Raw genomic sequence first — 16,141 nt, forward strand, 5'->3', positions numbered from 1 at the left:
ACCCGCCCACCCCTGGAGACCTCATGGCAACGATCACCACCAAGGCGCCGCGCAGCGCCTCCGCCGCCCCCGACACGCCCGGCTGGGTGGTCTGGGTCAACGACCACCGCAAGTGGCTCTTCGCCGCGCCCGCGATGACCTTCGTCGCCGCGCTGCTCGTGTTCCCCCTGGCCTGGACCGGCTACCTCAGCCTGACCGACGCCGAGGGATCCGTCCGCGCGGAGAGCGAGTTCGTGGGCATCCAGAACTACCTCGACGTCCTGTCGGACACCGACCGGTTCTGGCCCGCGGTCGGGCGGACCGCCACGTTCACCGTCGTCGCGCTGCTGTTCGAGGTGGTCCTCGGGATGGCGATCGCACTGCTGCTCTGGCGGCCGTTCAAGGGGCAGAGGTGGGTACGGGTCGCCATCCTCATGCCGCTCGTCGCCACTCCGGTGGCGGTCGGCATGATGTGGCGGCTCATCTTCGACCCGAACATCGGCATGGCCAACCAGATCCTCGGCTGGTTCGGCATCGGGCCGCAGCCGTGGCTCGCCGGCCAGCACTCGGCGCTGCCCACCACGATCTTCATCGACGTGTGGCAGTGGACGCCGATGGTGGTGCTGATCCTGCTCGCCGGGCTCACCTCGCTGTCGGACGAGCCGCAGGAGGCGGCGCGCATCGACGGCGCCAGCACCTGGCAGCGTTTCCGGCACGTCACCCTCCCGCTGCTGACGCCCACGCTGACCGTGGCGGTCCTGCTGCGCGGCATCGACGCGCTGAAGACCTTCGACATCCTGTACGCCACGAAGGGCCGCGGCGGCGGTTCGTTCCACGAGGTAGAGACCCTCAACGTGTACGCCTACGGCCTCAGCTTCGACTACAACGAGTACGGCATCTCCTCCACCGTCCTCATCCTCTTCTTCCTGATCATCATCGGGGCGATGTGGGCCCTGACCGCCCGGCGCAAGGAGGCGCAGCGATGAAGCCCCGGCCCGCGTACCAGGTGTTCCGGGTAGTGGCGCTCACCTTCGTGGTGCTGTCACTGGTCGCGCCGCTGCTCTGGATGATCGCCGCGTCGTTCAAGACCAACGTCGACATCTACGACCCCGGCAAGGCGCTGGCCTTCTCGCCCACCATGGACAACTACGCCAAGGTGCTCCAGCAGGCGAACTACGTCGAGTTCATCGTCAACAGCCTCTGGGTGGCGTTCGCCGCGACCGTGGCGTCGCTGGTCCTCGGCGTGCCGGCCGCGTACTCGATGAGCCGGTTCAACATGCAGAAGTCCGCGCTGGTGGTGCTGATGGCCCGGGTCATCCCCGGCGTCTCGCTGCTGGTGCCCTGGTACTACGTCTTCTCCAACCTGAAGATGGTCGGCGGCTTCGGGGTGCTGATCATCAGCCACATGTTCGTCTCGCTGCCGCTGGTGGTCTACATCATGATGGGCTACTTCGACAGCCTGCCCGAGGAGCTGGAGGAGGCGGGGCTGGTCGACGGGCTCACTCATATCGGCGCGTTCCGCCGCATCATGCTGCCGCTGTCCGTGCCGGGCATCGCCACCGCCGGGATCCTGTCCTTCATCTTCTCCTGGAACAACTTCATGTTCGCGCTCGTGCTCTCCGACGCCGACACCAAGACCCTGCCCGTGGCGATCTTCGACTTCGTCGGCTACGCCAGCATCGACTGGGGCGGCCTGATGGCCGCGGCCACCGTGGTCACCCTGCCGATCATGGTGATCGCCCTGTTCGTGCAGAAGTACGTGGTCTCCGGCCTCACCGCCGGCGCGACGAAGGGCTGACCGGCATGACGACCATCGCGCGCATAGAGACCTTTCTTGTCGCCCCCCGCTGGCTCTTCGTCCGGGTGGAGACCGACTCCGGGATAGCCGGCTGGGGCGAGGCCACCTGCGAGGGGCGCTCCGAGACCGTCCGCGCCGCCGTGGACCAGCTCGCGGAGCTGCTGATCGGCCGGGACGCGCTGCGCATCGAGGACCACTGGCAGGTGCTGACCAAGGGCTCGTTCTACCGGGGCGGTCCGATCCTGGCGAGTGCCGTGGCGGGCCTCGACCAGGCCCTCTGGGACATCGCCGGCAAGCACTTCGGCGCCCCGGTGCACCAGCTGCTCGGCGGTCCGGTCCGGGACCGGATCCGGGTGTACGGCTGGGTCGGCGGCGACGAGCCCAGCGAGGTCCGCGACCACATCGCCGCCCAGGTCGAGGCCGGGCTCACCGCGGTGAAGATGAACGCCTCCGGCAAGATGAGCCCGGTCGCCTCGGTCGCCGAGCTGGACGGCGTGGTCGCCCGGGTGGCCGCCGCCCGCGAGGTGCTCGGCGACGACCGCGACGTCGCCGTCGACCTGCACGGGCGGTTCACTTTGGCCAACGCTCGCCGGGTGGCGCCGCTGCTGGAGCCGTACCGGCCGCTGTTCATGGAGGAGCCGGTCGTCCCGGAGAACTCGCACCTCATCGGCGAGTTCGTCCGCTCGACCACCATCCCGGTGTCGACCGGGGAGCGGCTCTACAGCCGGCAGGAGTTCCTGCCCGTCTTCCAAGCCGGCATCGCGGTCGCCCAGCCGGACCTCTCGCACGCCGGCGGCATCACCGAGGTACGCAAGATCGCCGCGCTCGCCGAGGTGTACGACGTGCAGCTCGCCCCGCACTGCCCGCTCGGCCCGATCGCCCTAGCGGCCTGCCTGCAGGTCGGCTTCGCCACGCCGAACTACCTGATCCAGGAGCAGAGCATCGGCATCCACTACAACCTCGGCGCCGAGGTGCTCGACTACTGCCTCGACAAGACCCCGTTGACGTTCGTGGACGGACACGTCGAGCGGCTCACCGCGCCCGGCCTGGGTATCGAGATCGACGAGCAGGCCGTCCGCTCCGCCGACAAAACCGGACACGCCTGGCGCAGCCCCATCTGGCGGCACCGGGACGGCTCCTACGCGGAATGGTGACCATGACCCTCGACCTCACCGCCACACTCGCCGCCACCCGATTCCTGGCGATCATCCGCGGCACCGACACCGCCGCCGCCATCGCCACCGGCACCGCGCTGCTCGCCGAGGGCGTCCGCGTGGTGGAGGTGGCCCTGACCACGCCCGGCGCGCTCGATGCCATCGCGGCGATCCGGGCGGCCGCCCCGGCCGGCTCGCTGGTCGGCGCCGGCACCGTGCTCACCCCGGCCGCCGTCGCCGACGTGGCCGCGGCCGGCGCGCAGTTCGTCGTCACCCCCGCCGTGGTCGACTCCATCGGCGAGGCGGCCCGCCGCGGGCTCCCGGTCGCCGCCGGAGCGCTCACCCCGACCGAGGCGTACGCCGCGGTCCAGATGGGCGCCGCCGCGGTGAAGCTCTTCCCGGCCTCGCTGGGCGGGCCCGCGTACCTGAAAGCGCTGCGCGACCCGTTCCCGGACATCCCGTTCGTCGCGGTCGGCGGGGTGGGCCTGGCCGAACTGCCCGGCTACCTCGCCGCCGGCGCGATCGCCGTCGGCGTCGGGGGGCCGCTGATCGGCGATGCGGCGTCCGGCGGTGACCTGGAGGCCCTGCGGGAGCGGGCCCGCGCCTACCTCGCCGCGACGTCATGAACCCCGGTCGGCCTGCAGCCCGGCGACACCACTTGTGAGAAAGGCACCTAGGTGAAGATCATCGCAGCGGACGTCATCGTCACCAGCCCTGACCGCAACTTCGTCACCCTCAAGATCACGACGGACGAGGGGATCACCGGGCTGGGCGACGGCACCCTCAACGGGCGGGAGCTGTCGGTCGCGTCATACCTGGCCGACCACGTCGTCCCCCTGCTGATCGGGCGGGACCCGCATCGCATCGAGGACACCTGGCAGTTCCTCTACCGCTCGGCGTACTGGCGGCGCGGGCCCGTCACCATGGCCGCCATCGCGGCCGTGGACGTGGCGCTGTGGGACATCAAGGCCAAGGCCGCCGAAATGCCGCTCTACCAGCTGCTCGGCGGAGCCTCCCGCAACGGGATCATGGCGTACGGGCACGCCTCGGGCCGCGACCTGCAGGAGCTGTTCGACTCGATCCGCAAGCACCTGGAGATGGGCTACCGGTCGATCCGGGTGCAGACCTCCGTACCGGGCATCAACGCCGTGTACGGCGTGGCCGCCCAGCCCAGCGTCGACGGCAAGCGGTACGACTACGAGCCGGCCCAGCGCACCGCGCTGCCCGCAGAAGAGGACTGGGACACCCGCGCCTACCTGCGCCACCTGCCTGGCGTCTTCGAGGCGGTGCGCAACGAGTTCGGCCCCGAGCTGCCGCTGTTGCACGACGGGCACCATCGGATGACCCCCATCCAGGCCGCCAAGCTCGGCAAGGCCCTCGAGCCGTACGACCTGTTCTGGCTGGAGGACTGCACCCCCGCCGAGAACCAGGAGGCGCTGCGCCTGGTCCGGCAGCACACCACCACCCCGCTGGCCATCGGCGAGGTCTTCAACACCGTGTGGGACTACCAGACCCTGATCCGCGAACAGCTCATCGACTACGTCCGCTCCGCCGTCACCCACACCGGGGGGATCACGGCCATGCGGAAGCTGCTCGACTACGCCGCCCAGTACCAGATCAAGTCCGGCATCCACGGCCCGACCGACATCTCGCCCGTCGGCATGGCCGCCGCCCTGCACCTGGACCTGGCGATCCACAACTTCGGCATCCAGGAGTACATGCAGCACGGCCCGGCGACCAACGAAGTGTTCCAGCAGTCGTTCAGCTTCACCGACGGCTACCTGCACCCCGGTGAACTGCCGGGACTCGGCGTGGAGCTCGACGAGGAGGCCGCGGCGCGCTTCCCGTACCAACCGGCGTACCTGCCGTTCAACCGGCTCAAGGACGGCACCGTCCATGACTGGTGAGCACCGGGCCACCCGGCACATCGTCGTCATGGGCGTGTCGGGCGCGGGCAAGACCACCGTGGCCCGCGGGATCAGCGAGCTGACCGGGCTGCGGTTCGCCGAGGCGGACAGGTTCCACCCGGAGGCGAACGTGGCTCGGATGCGCGCCGGCATCCCGCTGGACGACGCGGACCGCTGGCCGTGGCTGCGTGACCTGGCCTCCTGGATGGCCGCCCGGCACGCCGAAGGCGTCTCCACGGTGCTGGCCTGCTCGGCGCTCAAGCGCGCCTACCGGGACGTGCTACGGCAGGGCCCGCCGGAGGTGGAGTTCGTCCATCTCGACGGGTCCGCGGAGCTGATCCGGGACCGGATGACCCGCCGCACCGACCACTACATGTCGGCCAGCCTGCTCGACTCGCAGCGGGCGATCCTGGAGCACCTCGACCCGGACGAGTCCGGGATGGTGCTGGAGGTGGCACTGCCGCCGGACGAGCTGGTGGCGGCGGCGGTCGCCCAGCTCGGCCTGCCGCCGGCGGAACGCTGGGATCTAACTGGCGACTCGCCGACCCTGCGATGACTGATGAGGGCGTTGACAAACGTCTTGCTGAGCTCTGGCTGGATCGCAGCGGACTGACGGCTGGGATTCCTGTCGGTCCCAGCGGCAGACCGATCGCGTATCGACGCTGCCGCTCGACCAGCGAGGGTAGGCGACGCGATGGCGGACCTCAACTCATCGCCGTCAGGGTGTCACGCAACCGGCGCAGGTCCCGCATGCGGGCCTCGTACGTCGCCCCGACCACCACGAGCAGCAGCCCGCCCACGGCGATCGGCACCCAGCGCGGCACCGCGAGGAACAACTCCGACACGTACGGTGCCAGTTCCCGCACCGCGACCCCGGCGACCACAACGGCTCCGATCACCGTGGGCGCCTGGAGCCGGAACCGGGCTCCGGCGAACAACACCGCCAGCGCCAGCACGCCGAGCGCCAGCGACCGCCGCCATTCCGTGTCCGAGTAGACCGCCACCAGGCTGGGCAACATCGTGAAGGAGAGGCCCGCACCATAGGCCGCCCAGGACGAAACCGGTGCGCCGCGCCGCCGCCACCAGCCGGATCCCAGCAGGACCAGCGAGCACGGCACCGTGTACGCCTCGACGACGGTGACCTCGTCCGCCCCCAGCCGCAGCCACGAGGCCAGCAACAGCAGGGTGGCGCCGGTGTACCTGAGGCCGTTCACGCCGCCTCGGCCGGCCGAGCCCGGCCACAGCGACATGAGCAGCACCAGCACCCCGGCCACGGCGAACCCCGCGCTCGCCGCAACGAGTACGCGCAGGCCCAGCGAGAACCCCACCGCCACGGCCTCCAGCCCGAGGAACAGCGCGGCGAAGCCCAGTCCCCAGACCCGGAGCTCCTTCAGCCTGGCCGACAGCGCCATGGCGGCGGCCGCCACCGCCAGGATGGGCAGCACGATCAGCGTCGCCGGCTCGCTGCCGAACGCGTACGCCGCCGCCCGTACCGAGGCCGGACCGGCGACGAGCGCGCATGCCACCGCCCACCAGGGCGCCCGGCCCAGTGTGGCGGCCACCGCCGGCGCGACGGCCAGCACCGCCTGCACCGCCACCGCCGCCGCGTGGGGCATCGCGAAGGCTTGGGGGGCGACCGCGACCATGAGCGCCCCGGACAGCAGTGCGCCGGACGCCGCCGCCTTCATCGGCCACCCGCCAGTGCCGCGCACGACCGCAGCCTTCATCGGCCACCCGCCGGCGCCGCGCACGACCGCCGCCAGGAGGCCGGCCGCCACCACGCCCAGCACCACCACGTCCGCCGGCGACGCCATCTCGCCCAGCTGCCACTGCCGTCCGTTCCACGTGCCCGTCCAGAGCACGTCCAGCCAGGCGAGCGGCGCCGCCAGCGTGGCCACGAGCCGAGGCAGCAGCGTCAGCGTGGTCAGCAGCGCGACCAGCCCGCCGGTGGCCATGCCCGCCAGCCGTACCCTCCGCCAGGGCAGCCAGGCGGCGGCGAGCACCACGGCGAGTGCGGGAACGAGGTAGGCCAGGGAACGCCAGTCCGTGCCCGGACCGTCCAGCGCCGGCTGTGCCAGCGCGGCCGGCACGGCGATCAGCGTGAGCGCGGTTCCGACGGTGACCGCGGAGGCCCATATCTCCTCCTGAGCCTTGCCCGGCCTGGCCAGCAGCCATGTCACGAACCCGCCGAGCAGGGCCAGCGCGACCAGCGGCACCGACCTGACCAGGGCCTGACCGGCGGACGGTGACCCCAGCGCGTACGGCGCGCCGCCCAGCAGGGCGAGGCTCGCGATCCCGCTGCCGGCCAGGGCGGCCGTCACCCTCACCGCTCCCCGGCCGTAGCGGACCAGGGCGACGTCCAGCGCCGCCGTGGCCACCAGCATGGCCACCAGCCAGGTCGCCGACAAGTCGCCGACCAGCAGCGGCAGGACCGGCTGCGCCAGCACCACGGCGACCGGAGCGGGTCCGCGAAGCCGGGTGACCCGGGCATAGGCCACCAGAATGAGCGCAGTGAGCCCGAGCACCCCCGCCGTGTAGTGCAGCCCGTCGAGGGCGTCGACCCCGAGAAATCCCACCCGCCTGGCCGCGTACCCGTCGAGCAGCAGCAGCGCGACCGCGAACCCGGCCACGGTCTCGGCCGTCGCGGTGAGCCTGCGCCGGATCAGCACGACCGGCGCCAGCAGGACCAGCGCGGTGAACGCGGCCAGCACGGCCGCGCGCCCGCCCATGCCCAGCCGCCCCCAGCTCACCACGGTGAACACCACCGCCGCCACCGTCAGCAGCAGGCCGCCGAGGATGAGCAGGACGTTCTTCGCGGCGCCCGGGGAGACCTCCCGCGTCGGGGCACCGGGCCCCGAAGCTCCGGGTCCGGCCCCCGCGCCTGCCGCCCCGTCATCCGCCGCGCCGGCGCGCAGGACGCCGAGCAGTTCCGTACGGCGGGCCTGCAGCCTGGCCTGCTGATCCCTCAGCCCGGCGAGAGCCTGGTCCACCTGCCAGAGCTCGTGCGCGGCGGGTCCCTGCAGAGGCAGCCCACACCTCGGGCACCTGGACACCGGCTCCTGGGGCCCGGTTCCAGACAACACCGCACCGCAGTCCGGACAGTTCATACTTCCACGCACCGATACTCCGCCTTAAACCTGTCGAGGTGACCCATACTTCACCGCGACGTCCTTTCGAACCACTGTCAGCGGGAACAGCGGTCCTCCGCGAACGGATCGACACCTGTGCGCTCACGCCCGCAACCTCAGCGCCGGCCGCGCACACCGATCGGAAGATGGTGCAGGCAATGCACGCCGGCATCGTGCCCACCGCCGGCACCTGCGTATCAGTGCTGCCGGTGGTCGCCCACGAAGCCGCGCGGGAGACGGCGCGCGACCGCCGGATCAGAAGCAAGATCTTTTAGTGCTGCGCAGACGGCTCGGCCTTCAGGAGCCGATGGCGCTCAGGTAACCGTTCCGGCTACGGCGGGCGAGCGCCGCGACACCACCGATGGCAGCGCGAGCCGGGCCCGAGGCGTGGCAACGGCGAGCCCTGGATGCTCAGATGATCGTCACCCATGTCGGATGACGATCATCGATCATCATCCCGCAGGGCGTCCTGCTCGCGGTCGCCGTGTCCGTCGTCGAGATGCTCGCCCGCGTGGTCGCCTGCGCGACGGGCGCCCTGCCGCCGGTCGCGGCATGGGCGAGCTAACCGATCTGTCCGTGGCTGGTGCACGAAGTCGTTGATCGAGCGGAGGTTGAGCTGTCTGCCGACGTTGTGACCGGGTTCGTTGGCGGTGGCCTCCTTGGGTGCGTGACCGTCGAACGCGATTTCCAGACGCCAGCCGTCACGCTCCAGGATGACCGTAGGGCCGGAGGATCGCGGGACGGTCTGCACATCCCAGCCGTGTCGGTGTGCCCGATGGGCAAGTGCGTGCGGATTCACCGATTCGTACTCCTTGCTCGAACGGGGGTCCAGTGGAGTTTACCTACGCAGTGTCATGGCGCGGATGCTACTGGTAGGCAACTGGTCTATCCCTTCTATCGAGAGGACGGTCGGAAGTCCGGTTTCGGTTCCATCGCGAGCTTTGATGGCATCGCGGCCAGCGCACGGCGGGTGATCTCGCCCGGCGCGGCGTCCACGGATACCGTCACGCCCTTCTCGTCCGCCTCCAGCGGGTCCAGTGCCTCGAGCTGCGAGCGCAGCAGTGCGGGCGGCATGAAATGGCTGGTGCGGTCCGCCAGCCGGCGGAACGGTCGTCCTCCTCGGGCTGCTCCCGCCCGGCAAGACCGGGTTCCTGGGCAACGTGGTCGTCACCAGGGAGATCACCATGCGGGGCGCCTTCCGCTTCGACCACGAATTCGACGACGCGCTGTCGCTCCTGGCCTCGGGCTTGGCGGTCGATCCTGTCATCAGCCACACCCGTCCGCTGGCCCGGGCGGTCGAAGCGTTCGACCTGGCCGGTGATCGTTCCATGGCGGCCAAGGTCCTGCTGGACCTGGGCGGCGAATGACCGGAGCGCGTGGCGCGGACTCGGGCCTCGAGCAGCGCGGGAGGCGATGTCAGGGAGGGAAGACCGCCGCGGATCACGGTCCGGTGGTGAGGACGGGCAGCCAGTTCGGACGGCTGAGGGCGCCGGTCCAGCCGGTGAGCGAGGTGACCTTCTGCTTGCCCGTCACATCGACCAGCACCAGGCGGTAGTGGGACTTGTCGTTCGCGCCGTACCGGGCCCAGGCGATCAGGTGCGTGTCGTCGGCCCAGGCCAGCAACTGGGTGATCGCGAGACCGCCGCCTGGCGCCAGAAGGGTGGTCTCGCCGGAGGCGACGTCGGTGACGAAAGGTGCTGAGCCGAGCCTGCCGCCCATGGCCAGCCGCCGGCCGTCGGGAGACAGCCCGGCCGTCTGGTCACTCAAGGACTCCTCGGCGGGGCCGGTACGAGAATGCCCGGTGAGGTCGTAGTACTTGCGGGGCTGCTGACGCGCCCCGGTCCATTCCCAGATCAGCGAGCCGTCACGGCTCCACGACAGGTCGTTGCGCAGGCCGGCGGAGTCACGGGCGCCGGGCAGGGCGTGGAAGGCGGCCTTGCCGCTCTCCACGTCCACGATGGCGAAACCGGTCCTGACCTGGCGTGCGTCCGGCTCCGCTGCGGGGTCGGCGAAGATGCCGGGGACGCGGTCGTATGTGGTTACGAGGAGCCGCTTCCCGTCCGGGGACCAGGCGACGCTCCCTGCCGCCGCGCGGCCCAGATAGATCCAGCGCCGTACGCTGGCGGCGGTGGTGTCCACCAGGCCGATCCGGCGGGCGGGCAGCGTCTCTTCCAGCACCGCGGCCGTCCGGCCCGAGGGCGCCACGTCGACCCATCCCCATCGCCCGTGCGTGTAGCCTCCGGTACCCGCGTAGGTGAGCAGGTACCAGGAGCAGTTGTGCTCGCAGGAGGCGTACGCGGTGAGCGTGACGCGCCCGGCGGCGACGCGTTCCACCGGCGTGGAGCGGCCGGGATCGGCCGCGATGTCTCCCGCGATGCGGCCGGTGGCGACCTCCGGATTCTCCCGTGCGACGAGGGAGGGCACCGTGATCACGCCGACGGTGACGGCGGCGACCAGGGCGGCCGCGGTGGTCGCCGCCCGCCTGATCCGCATGCGCGTGCGCTGCCGCCACGCGGCCTGCGCTACGCCGGCCGGCAGCCTGGCCTGGTCGGCCACCGCACCGAGCGCGTCCTTCACCAGTTCCTCAGTGCTCATGTCAGCGTTCCTTCCCGTGGGTGGCCGTGGATCGGGCGTACAGGTCGTGGAGCTCGGGGCACAGCCGCAGGAGCCGGGCCAGGGCCCGGTGGGCGGTGCTGCGTACCGTGCCGATGCTGCAGCCGAGTGTGGCGGCCACGGTCGACTCCGACAGGTCTTCGAAGTAGCGGAGCACGAGCACGGCCCGTTGCTTGGAGGTCAACTTGCCGAGCGCGTCCTGGATCACGATCTTGAGCTCGACGTCGTGCGTCGTGTCCGCGGCCGGCCGCTCGGGGAGCTCCGCGACGGCGTACTCCCTCCTGCGCCGCCACCACGAGATCTGCTGGCGATACATCACCTGCCGGAGGTATGCCTCCGGGTCCTCGATCTTGTGCCATTTCAGCGCCGTCTTGGCCAGGCTGGCCTGCAGCAGGTCCTCGGCCGCGTGCTGGTCCCCGGCCGTCAGCAGATAGGCCAGGCGGATGAACGCGGGCGAGCGCGCCGCCACGAACTCGTCGAACGCGCGCCGGCCCGCGGAATCCCTGATCATCGGGAGACCTCGCCACGCAATTGGGTGACCGTCACGAAGTGGTAGCCGCGGGCGGAGAGCGTGCGCAGCACCCGCGGGATGGCCGCCACCGTGGTCGGGTGGATGTCGTGGAAAAGGATGATCGCGCCCGGCCTGGCCCCCGACACGGCAGCGCGGGTCACCTGGGCGGCGTCGCGGTGCTTCCAGTCCAGGGTGTCCACGTTCCACAGGACGAGGGGGTGCGGCGTCTGCGCCCGCACGACGTCATTGACGGCCCCGTACGGGGGACGGACGGTGTTCGGCGTCACACCCGCTGCCTTTCTGATGGCCTCGTCGGTACGGCGTAGATCATCGCGCACCTGGGCCGCCGTCAGCCTGGTCAGGTCGCGGTGGGACCAGCTGTGGTTGCCGATCTCGTGCCCCGCCTCGGCGGTCTGGCGCACCACGTTCGGGCTCATCGCCACGTTCTGCCCGACGACGTAGAACGTGGCGCGGGCATGGAACCCGGCCAGATGGGCCAGCAGCGTCTGTGTGTAAGGTCCGGGGCCGTCGTCGAACGTCAGGGCCACACATTTCACCCGGTGACAGTCAGCGGTCTCCGCCGAGCCTGCCGGGGGAAGGGTGGGCGTCGGGGAGGCGCGGCCGTCCAGGTCGAGGCGCCGCTCGGGCTCCAAGACCTGTTGCTGCACCCGCCGGCCGAAGCCCGACAGCAGCGGCCGTGCGACCGCCGCCGGCAGCACGGCCTGGAGTTGCCCGGCGGGCGCCACCCCTGCCACGCTCTCATCGAAGGTCACCACCAGGTCCCCGCCTGCGGTGAACGCCAGATCGTCCAGGTAGCGGGCTCGCGAGGCGCTGTCGGCCATGACGGTGCGCAGCGCCTGCGCGTCGAAGCCCTCCTTCCTCGACAGGGCCTTGTCCAGCTCGGCGGTGAGCCTTCCGACCGAGCCCGGCTCGACGAGCGCGGTCGCGGGCAGGACCGTGCCGCTCTGGGCGTCGTACCAGCGGGTGGTGGTGGACAGGCCGTCGCCGGCGCCGCCGAGCCACCACTCGGTGTAGCGCACCCCGATGACGTCCCCCGAGGCGACCAGGAACGCGAAGTCCAGGTTCAGCTCCGGATCGGCCTGGTCGCACGCCTGGGCGAGGAAGTCGGTGCGCCTGGCCTCCACCATGCGGCGCAGCGCCGCAGTGAACGCTTCGGCGCCCGGCACCTGCGGATAGGCGATCGACCAGGGGCAGGAGGGGTCGTTACCGCTGGGACGGACCACCCGCAGACCGTCGATCCAGGTCGGCGAGACGGTCGCGATCTCGTCGGCGTGGTGTGACGCCGCGTGGACCGCGGGGGTACGCCGGCCTGCCTGCGTCGGTGCCGAACCGGTGGCCGCACAGCCCGCCGCCGCCAGCCCGGCGAGGACGAGCAGCATGATGATCATGTTTGAGGGTTTCACGGCCGCCAGAACTCCGCTCTTCTTGACAAACGAGGACAAAACACGCACTGGGCCTGTAATCAGATAGATGCACGTTCCTCGCGTTTTGTTGGCATAAGGACGCGCCAGGGTGGGGCGATCTTTGCGACCTGGCGCGGAAGTTTTTCGCGATCACCGCGATCGGCCGAGAGGAACACCAACCATGTGGGCCGGAGCCACCACGGAGGGCCCGATTGAGGCATTTGCCGGATTCGCCAGCACCCGCGACCGCGGGTGCCGTGGGACATGGGCCTTTGAAGCGGATTCCTTGGTCAAGTAATGGATGAACGGCCGCCCATTACGGAATCCTTGAGCAGGCGAGAACGCCGCAGCCCACCACACCGGCTGCCCCCGAAGCGAGCAACGAGTGCGATGGCGGATCCGTGGAACAGCTGGAATACCGAAGGCTCATCAAGGTGCTGGAGCAAGTGGCCGGGGCTCGGGAGGGGGAGCTCTATCCGGTGCTGGCCGAGGCTGTGGCCGTCCATCTCGGGTGGATCGACGCGTTCGTCGCCAAGAACCCCGCGTATCTGGCGCTGGGAAGCGATGGTGAGGAGCAGTACCTCACCATGTTCCAGCCGGACTTCGTGGAGGAATACGTCGAGCGCTGGCGCTGGAACAATCCGTTCGCCTCGCACGACGGGGTCGCCCGCCTGACCCGCCACGGTGCGGCGACCCTCGGACAGCTCCGCCTGCGGGCGACCGAGCCGGAGCGGGACTTCGCCGACACGTTCCTGCGCCGCCACGGCATCGACGACATGCTGAAGATCGTCGTCAGGTCCCCGGCCACGGGCGCGGTCAGCACGCTGGGGGTGCCGTTCGACGGTGATCGGCACGCCATCGGGCCGAGCGACCTGCTGATGGCGGCCACGCTGGGCCCGTTGCTGAGCCCGTACTTCGACGCGAACCTCGTACCGGCCTCCGTGCGGGACCTCACCTCAGGTGAGCGCGACGTGGCCGAACTGGTGGTGCTCGGGCTGGGCCACAAGCACATCGCGCGGCGGCTGAACGTCAGCGAGAGCACGGTCGAGAAACGCCTCACCCGCATCCTCGAGAAGACGGGATGTGGCAGCCTGGCCGAGCTGACCGCCGAGTGGAAACGCCGTCCGATGAGCTGACCCCGCCCACCAGTGCCGAGTTCGCGGCGCGACCGTCCACCGGGCGAACGGCACGTACCTGGCCAACATGGTGTTCCGCGCCCGCCCGGCAGGCTGAACCGGCGGCCGGCAGGTTCGGCCGTCTGGTGCCGGTCAGCCCTCCTGAGCGAGGTCCAGGAAGAGGGCGGCCGACCAGCCGAAGGCGGTCGTCGCGCGGCCCGCGCGGCGGCCGGTCAGCGGGTTCCAGTACTCGTGGAGGCCGCCACCGTCGCGGACCATGGCCAGGGTACGCTCGCGCAGCTCGGCGGCCGTCCCCCGATGCCCCGAGCGGCGCAGGCCGTCGATGAGCAGGTAGTTGACGTTCAGCCAGACCGGTCCGCGCCACATGGCCTCGGGGTCGAATCTCGGGTCGTCGAAGGCGACGGTCGGCACCGGGTGCTCGGCCCAGAAGCTGGGCGAGCGTAGGTCGGCGACGAGCCGGTCCGCGATCCCCGCGGGGAGCCGCCCGGTGAAGAGCGGCATCAGCTCCAGCGGGGTGCGCACGTCCGCCTCGCGCCCGCCGACCACGGTGGCGAACCTCGTGCCGTTCCACCGGCGCGCGATCATGCGGTCCACCAGGGCCTGCGCCCTGGCTCGCCACGGTGCGGCGTCCTTGCCGAGCGCCTGTGCGATGTCGCCCAGGCGGTCGTGCTGGAGGGCGAGGTAGGCGTTCAGGTCGGGCGGCTCGGCGCGGGGGCCACCGTCCCAGATGGGGCTGTCGTCCAGGCCGGACGAGTACGGGTGCAGGTATTCGGCCAGGCCGTCGCCGTCCGGGTCGGAGTGCCTGAACCACCACTTCTGGGAGCGGGCCAGTGGCTCGTAGACCTCGGCGAGGAAGTCGGGGTCGGGGTCCACCTCGTGGATCTTCCACACCGCCCAGGCAGTGAGCGGCGGCTTGGTGACGGGGACGACGTCCCCGATCGGCCCGCCCCCGACGTGCTCGGCCAGCCTGGCCAGGTCGGAGCGGGGCAGGTCGGTGGTCTCGGCCAGCACGCCGTGGTCGTGTACGACGTCGGGGATCAGGCCGTCGGGGCGCTGGTGGTCGAGCAGGATGCGGATCTGCTCCCTGGCCAGGGCGGGGTCGGCGTGCCTGAGCGCGATGGCGTGGAAGTAGGAGTCCCAGTTCCACAGGCCGACGTAGCCGTTCTTGGCGGGGACGAGTGACTCTCGGCCCTGGATCCGTACCAGGTTCACCGCCAGTGTCCACCACGCGTCCTCCGCTCGTTCGCGCAGGTCCGCAGGCACGGCGGGCATGCGGGCGAACCAGTCGCGCCACCGTGCGGCGGCCGCGTCGAGCACCGCCGCCGCGTCGTGCCTCGCGCGATCCGGGCCGATGAGGGTGACGCAGCCGTCGATGTCAGCCTCGCCGCCGTCCCAGACGGCCCGCGCGCCCGCACCGGTCAGGACGAGCGTGTCCGGTCCCGCGAAGGCCATGGCCACGCCGGCCGCGAACTCCACGCGGTCCGGCAGCACCCGCAGCACCGGCAGTTCGCCGCTCCCCGAAAGGATCCGCAGGCCGGTGAGCAGCGTCGCGTCGACGAGCCTGGTCTCGTACCGGGCTCTGGCGATCCAGAGCGAGCCGTCGTCCGCCGCCATCACCAGCAGCCGCGAGTCGCGGTCGGTGAACGGGCGTTCGCGTAGGTCCGGCATCAGCGACCTCCCAGGCCGGAAGCGGCCATCGAGTTGATGATCTTCCGCTGGCCGATGAGGAAGGCGATGAGCGTCGGCACGACGGCGATCGCGGAGGCGGCCAGGATGAGCCCGTAGTCCACGGCCGTGCGCTGGCCGGAGAACTGGCTGAGCAGCAGCGGCACCGTGGCGAGCTCGGGCGAGTTCAGGAAGATCAGGGGGAAGAAGAAGGCGTTCCAGGACGCGAGGAAGGCGATGATGCCGAGCGCGCCGAGGCCGGGGCGGATGTTCGGCAGCACGACGTTCCAGAAGCAGCGCCAGCGGCCCGCCCCGTCGATCCTGGCGGCCTCCTCCAGTTCCACGGGCACGGCCCTGATGAACTGGCGCAGCAGGAACACCGCGAACGGGTTCGCGATGCTCGGCACGATGAGCGACAGGTGCGAGTCGATCCAGCCGAACCTGGCCAGCATCAGGTAGAGCGGCACGACCGTCACCTGCGCGGGCACCATTTGGGTGGCCAGGAACACCACGAACAGCACGCCGGAACCGCGGAACCTGATCCGGGCGAAGGCGTAGGCGGCCATGGCCGAGGTCAGCAGCGTGAGCGTGACGTTCAGCCCGGCGATGTAGAAGCTGTTCCAGTACGCGGCGCCGAACGGCATCGCGCCGAGCGCGTCGGGATAGTTCTCCCAGCGCCACGGGTCGGGCAGCCAGTCGAGCGGGTTGTTCAGCATCTGCCGCACGCCCTTGAACGACGTCAGCAGCATCCAGACGAACGGGAAGAGCATCGCCAGCCCGCCGAGAGTGAGCCCGGCGTGCAAGGCTACCTGCCTGGGTCGCATGC

The 16,141-nt window shown here is 70.8% G+C and carries 16 protein-coding genes; 8 read left to right on the forward strand and 8 right to left on the reverse strand.

Annotated features, from left to right (window positions below):
* Positions 1 to 23 precede the first annotated feature (23 nt).
* From ABN273_RS49280 to ABN273_RS49305, 6 genes are read left to right on the forward strand one after another with little or no spacing between them, the layout of a single operon-like run.
* Positions 24 to 965, forward strand: coding sequence for a carbohydrate ABC transporter permease (locus tag ABN273_RS49280; RefSeq protein ID WP_349456575.1), 942 nt, complete (start codon positions 24 to 26; stop codon positions 963 to 965).
* On the forward strand, positions 962 to 1,777 hold the full coding sequence (locus ABN273_RS49285) for a carbohydrate ABC transporter permease (RefSeq protein ID WP_349456576.1): 816 nt from the start codon (positions 962 to 964) through the stop codon (positions 1,775 to 1,777). The genes ABN273_RS49280 and ABN273_RS49285 overlap by 4 nt, the downstream gene beginning before the upstream one ends.
* 5 nt (positions 1,778 to 1,782) lie before the next feature.
* Positions 1,783 to 2,931, forward strand: coding sequence for a galactonate dehydratase (gene dgoD, locus ABN273_RS49290; RefSeq protein WP_349456577.1), 1,149 nt, complete (start codon positions 1,783 to 1,785; stop codon positions 2,929 to 2,931).
* Between the two features lie 2 nt (positions 2,932 to 2,933).
* The gene (locus tag ABN273_RS49295; RefSeq protein WP_349456578.1) at positions 2,934 to 3,557 is read left to right on the forward strand and encodes a bifunctional 4-hydroxy-2-oxoglutarate aldolase/2-dehydro-3-deoxy-phosphogluconate aldolase; all 624 of its coding nucleotides are present in this window, start codon (positions 2,934 to 2,936) and stop codon (positions 3,555 to 3,557) included.
* 51 nt (positions 3,558 to 3,608) lie between these two features.
* Complete coding sequence (gene manD / locus ABN273_RS49300) at positions 3,609 to 4,838, forward strand: D-mannonate dehydratase ManD (protein ID WP_349456579.1); 1,230 nt, start codon at positions 3,609 to 3,611, stop codon at positions 4,836 to 4,838.
* A complete protein-coding gene (locus tag ABN273_RS49305; protein ID WP_349456580.1) occupies positions 4,828 to 5,394 on the forward strand; it encodes a gluconokinase in 567 nt (188 codons plus the stop codon). The genes manD and ABN273_RS49305 overlap by 11 nt, the downstream gene beginning before the upstream one ends.
* 148 nt (positions 5,395 to 5,542) lie before the next feature.
* On the opposite strand, the gene ABN273_RS49310 is transcribed toward ABN273_RS49305, so the two are convergent.
* The 3 genes from ABN273_RS49310 to ABN273_RS49320 form a co-directional block, all read right to left on the reverse strand.
* Entirely contained in the window at positions 5,543 to 7,828 is a 2,286-nt protein-coding gene (locus ABN273_RS49310; protein ID WP_349456581.1) for an SCO7613 C-terminal domain-containing membrane protein, read from the reverse strand.
* A gap of 580 nt (positions 7,829 to 8,408) precedes the next feature.
* The gene (locus tag ABN273_RS49315; protein ID WP_349456582.1) at positions 8,409 to 8,765 is read right to left on the reverse strand and encodes a hypothetical protein; all 357 of its coding nucleotides are present in this window, start codon (positions 8,763 to 8,765) and stop codon (positions 8,409 to 8,411) included.
* 95 nt (positions 8,766 to 8,860) lie between these two features.
* Positions 8,861 to 9,040: a hypothetical protein gene (locus tag ABN273_RS49320; RefSeq protein ID WP_349456583.1), complete on the reverse strand. Its 180-nt coding sequence runs from the start codon at positions 9,038 to 9,040 to the stop codon at positions 8,861 to 8,863.
* A gap of 86 nt (positions 9,041 to 9,126) precedes the next feature.
* On the opposite strand from ABN273_RS49320, the gene ABN273_RS49325 reads away from it, so the two are divergent.
* Positions 9,127 to 9,333, forward strand: coding sequence for a hypothetical protein (locus ABN273_RS49325; RefSeq protein WP_349456584.1), 207 nt, complete (start codon positions 9,127 to 9,129; stop codon positions 9,331 to 9,333).
* Between the two features lie 73 nt (positions 9,334 to 9,406).
* On the opposite strand, the gene ABN273_RS49330 is transcribed toward ABN273_RS49325, so the two are convergent.
* The 3 genes from ABN273_RS49330 to ABN273_RS49340 are packed head-to-tail and all read right to left on the reverse strand — an operon-like array spanning position 9,407 to position 12,514.
* Positions 9,407 to 10,561: a hypothetical protein gene (locus tag ABN273_RS49330; RefSeq protein WP_349456585.1), complete on the reverse strand. Its 1,155-nt coding sequence runs from the start codon at positions 10,559 to 10,561 to the stop codon at positions 9,407 to 9,409.
* A 1-nt stretch (position 10,562) separates the two neighbouring features.
* Positions 10,563 to 11,090 (reverse strand): SigE family RNA polymerase sigma factor, encoded by a 528-nt coding sequence (locus ABN273_RS49335; RefSeq protein WP_349456586.1) that lies wholly within the window; start codon positions 11,088 to 11,090, stop codon positions 10,563 to 10,565.
* Positions 11,087 to 12,514: a polysaccharide deacetylase family protein gene (locus ABN273_RS49340; protein WP_349456587.1), complete on the reverse strand. Its 1,428-nt coding sequence runs from the start codon at positions 12,512 to 12,514 to the stop codon at positions 11,087 to 11,089. Before ABN273_RS49340 ends, ABN273_RS49335 begins: the two co-directional genes overlap by 4 nt.
* A gap of 401 nt (positions 12,515 to 12,915) precedes the next feature.
* Here ABN273_RS49340 and ABN273_RS49345 point away from each other — a divergent pair, with 401 nt between their 5' ends.
* On the forward strand, positions 12,916 to 13,650 hold the full coding sequence (locus ABN273_RS49345; RefSeq protein ID WP_349456589.1) for a helix-turn-helix transcriptional regulator: 735 nt from the start codon (positions 12,916 to 12,918) through the stop codon (positions 13,648 to 13,650).
* Between the two features lie 132 nt (positions 13,651 to 13,782).
* Here ABN273_RS49345 and ABN273_RS49350 read toward each other — a convergent pair whose 3' ends face one another.
* On the reverse strand, positions 13,783 to 15,318 hold the full coding sequence (locus tag ABN273_RS49350) for an amylo-alpha-1,6-glucosidase (protein WP_349456590.1): 1,536 nt from the start codon (positions 15,316 to 15,318) through the stop codon (positions 13,783 to 13,785).
* The gene (locus ABN273_RS49355; protein WP_349456591.1) at positions 15,318 to 16,139 is read right to left on the reverse strand and encodes a carbohydrate ABC transporter permease; all 822 of its coding nucleotides are present in this window, start codon (positions 16,137 to 16,139) and stop codon (positions 15,318 to 15,320) included. Before ABN273_RS49355 ends, ABN273_RS49350 begins: the two co-directional genes overlap by 1 nt.
* Positions 16,140 to 16,141: the final 2 nt, after the last annotated feature.

The organism is Nonomuraea sp. B19D2 (assembly GCF_040137845.1).
Taxonomy (GTDB): domain Bacteria; phylum Actinomycetota; class Actinomycetes; order Streptosporangiales; family Streptosporangiaceae; genus Nonomuraea.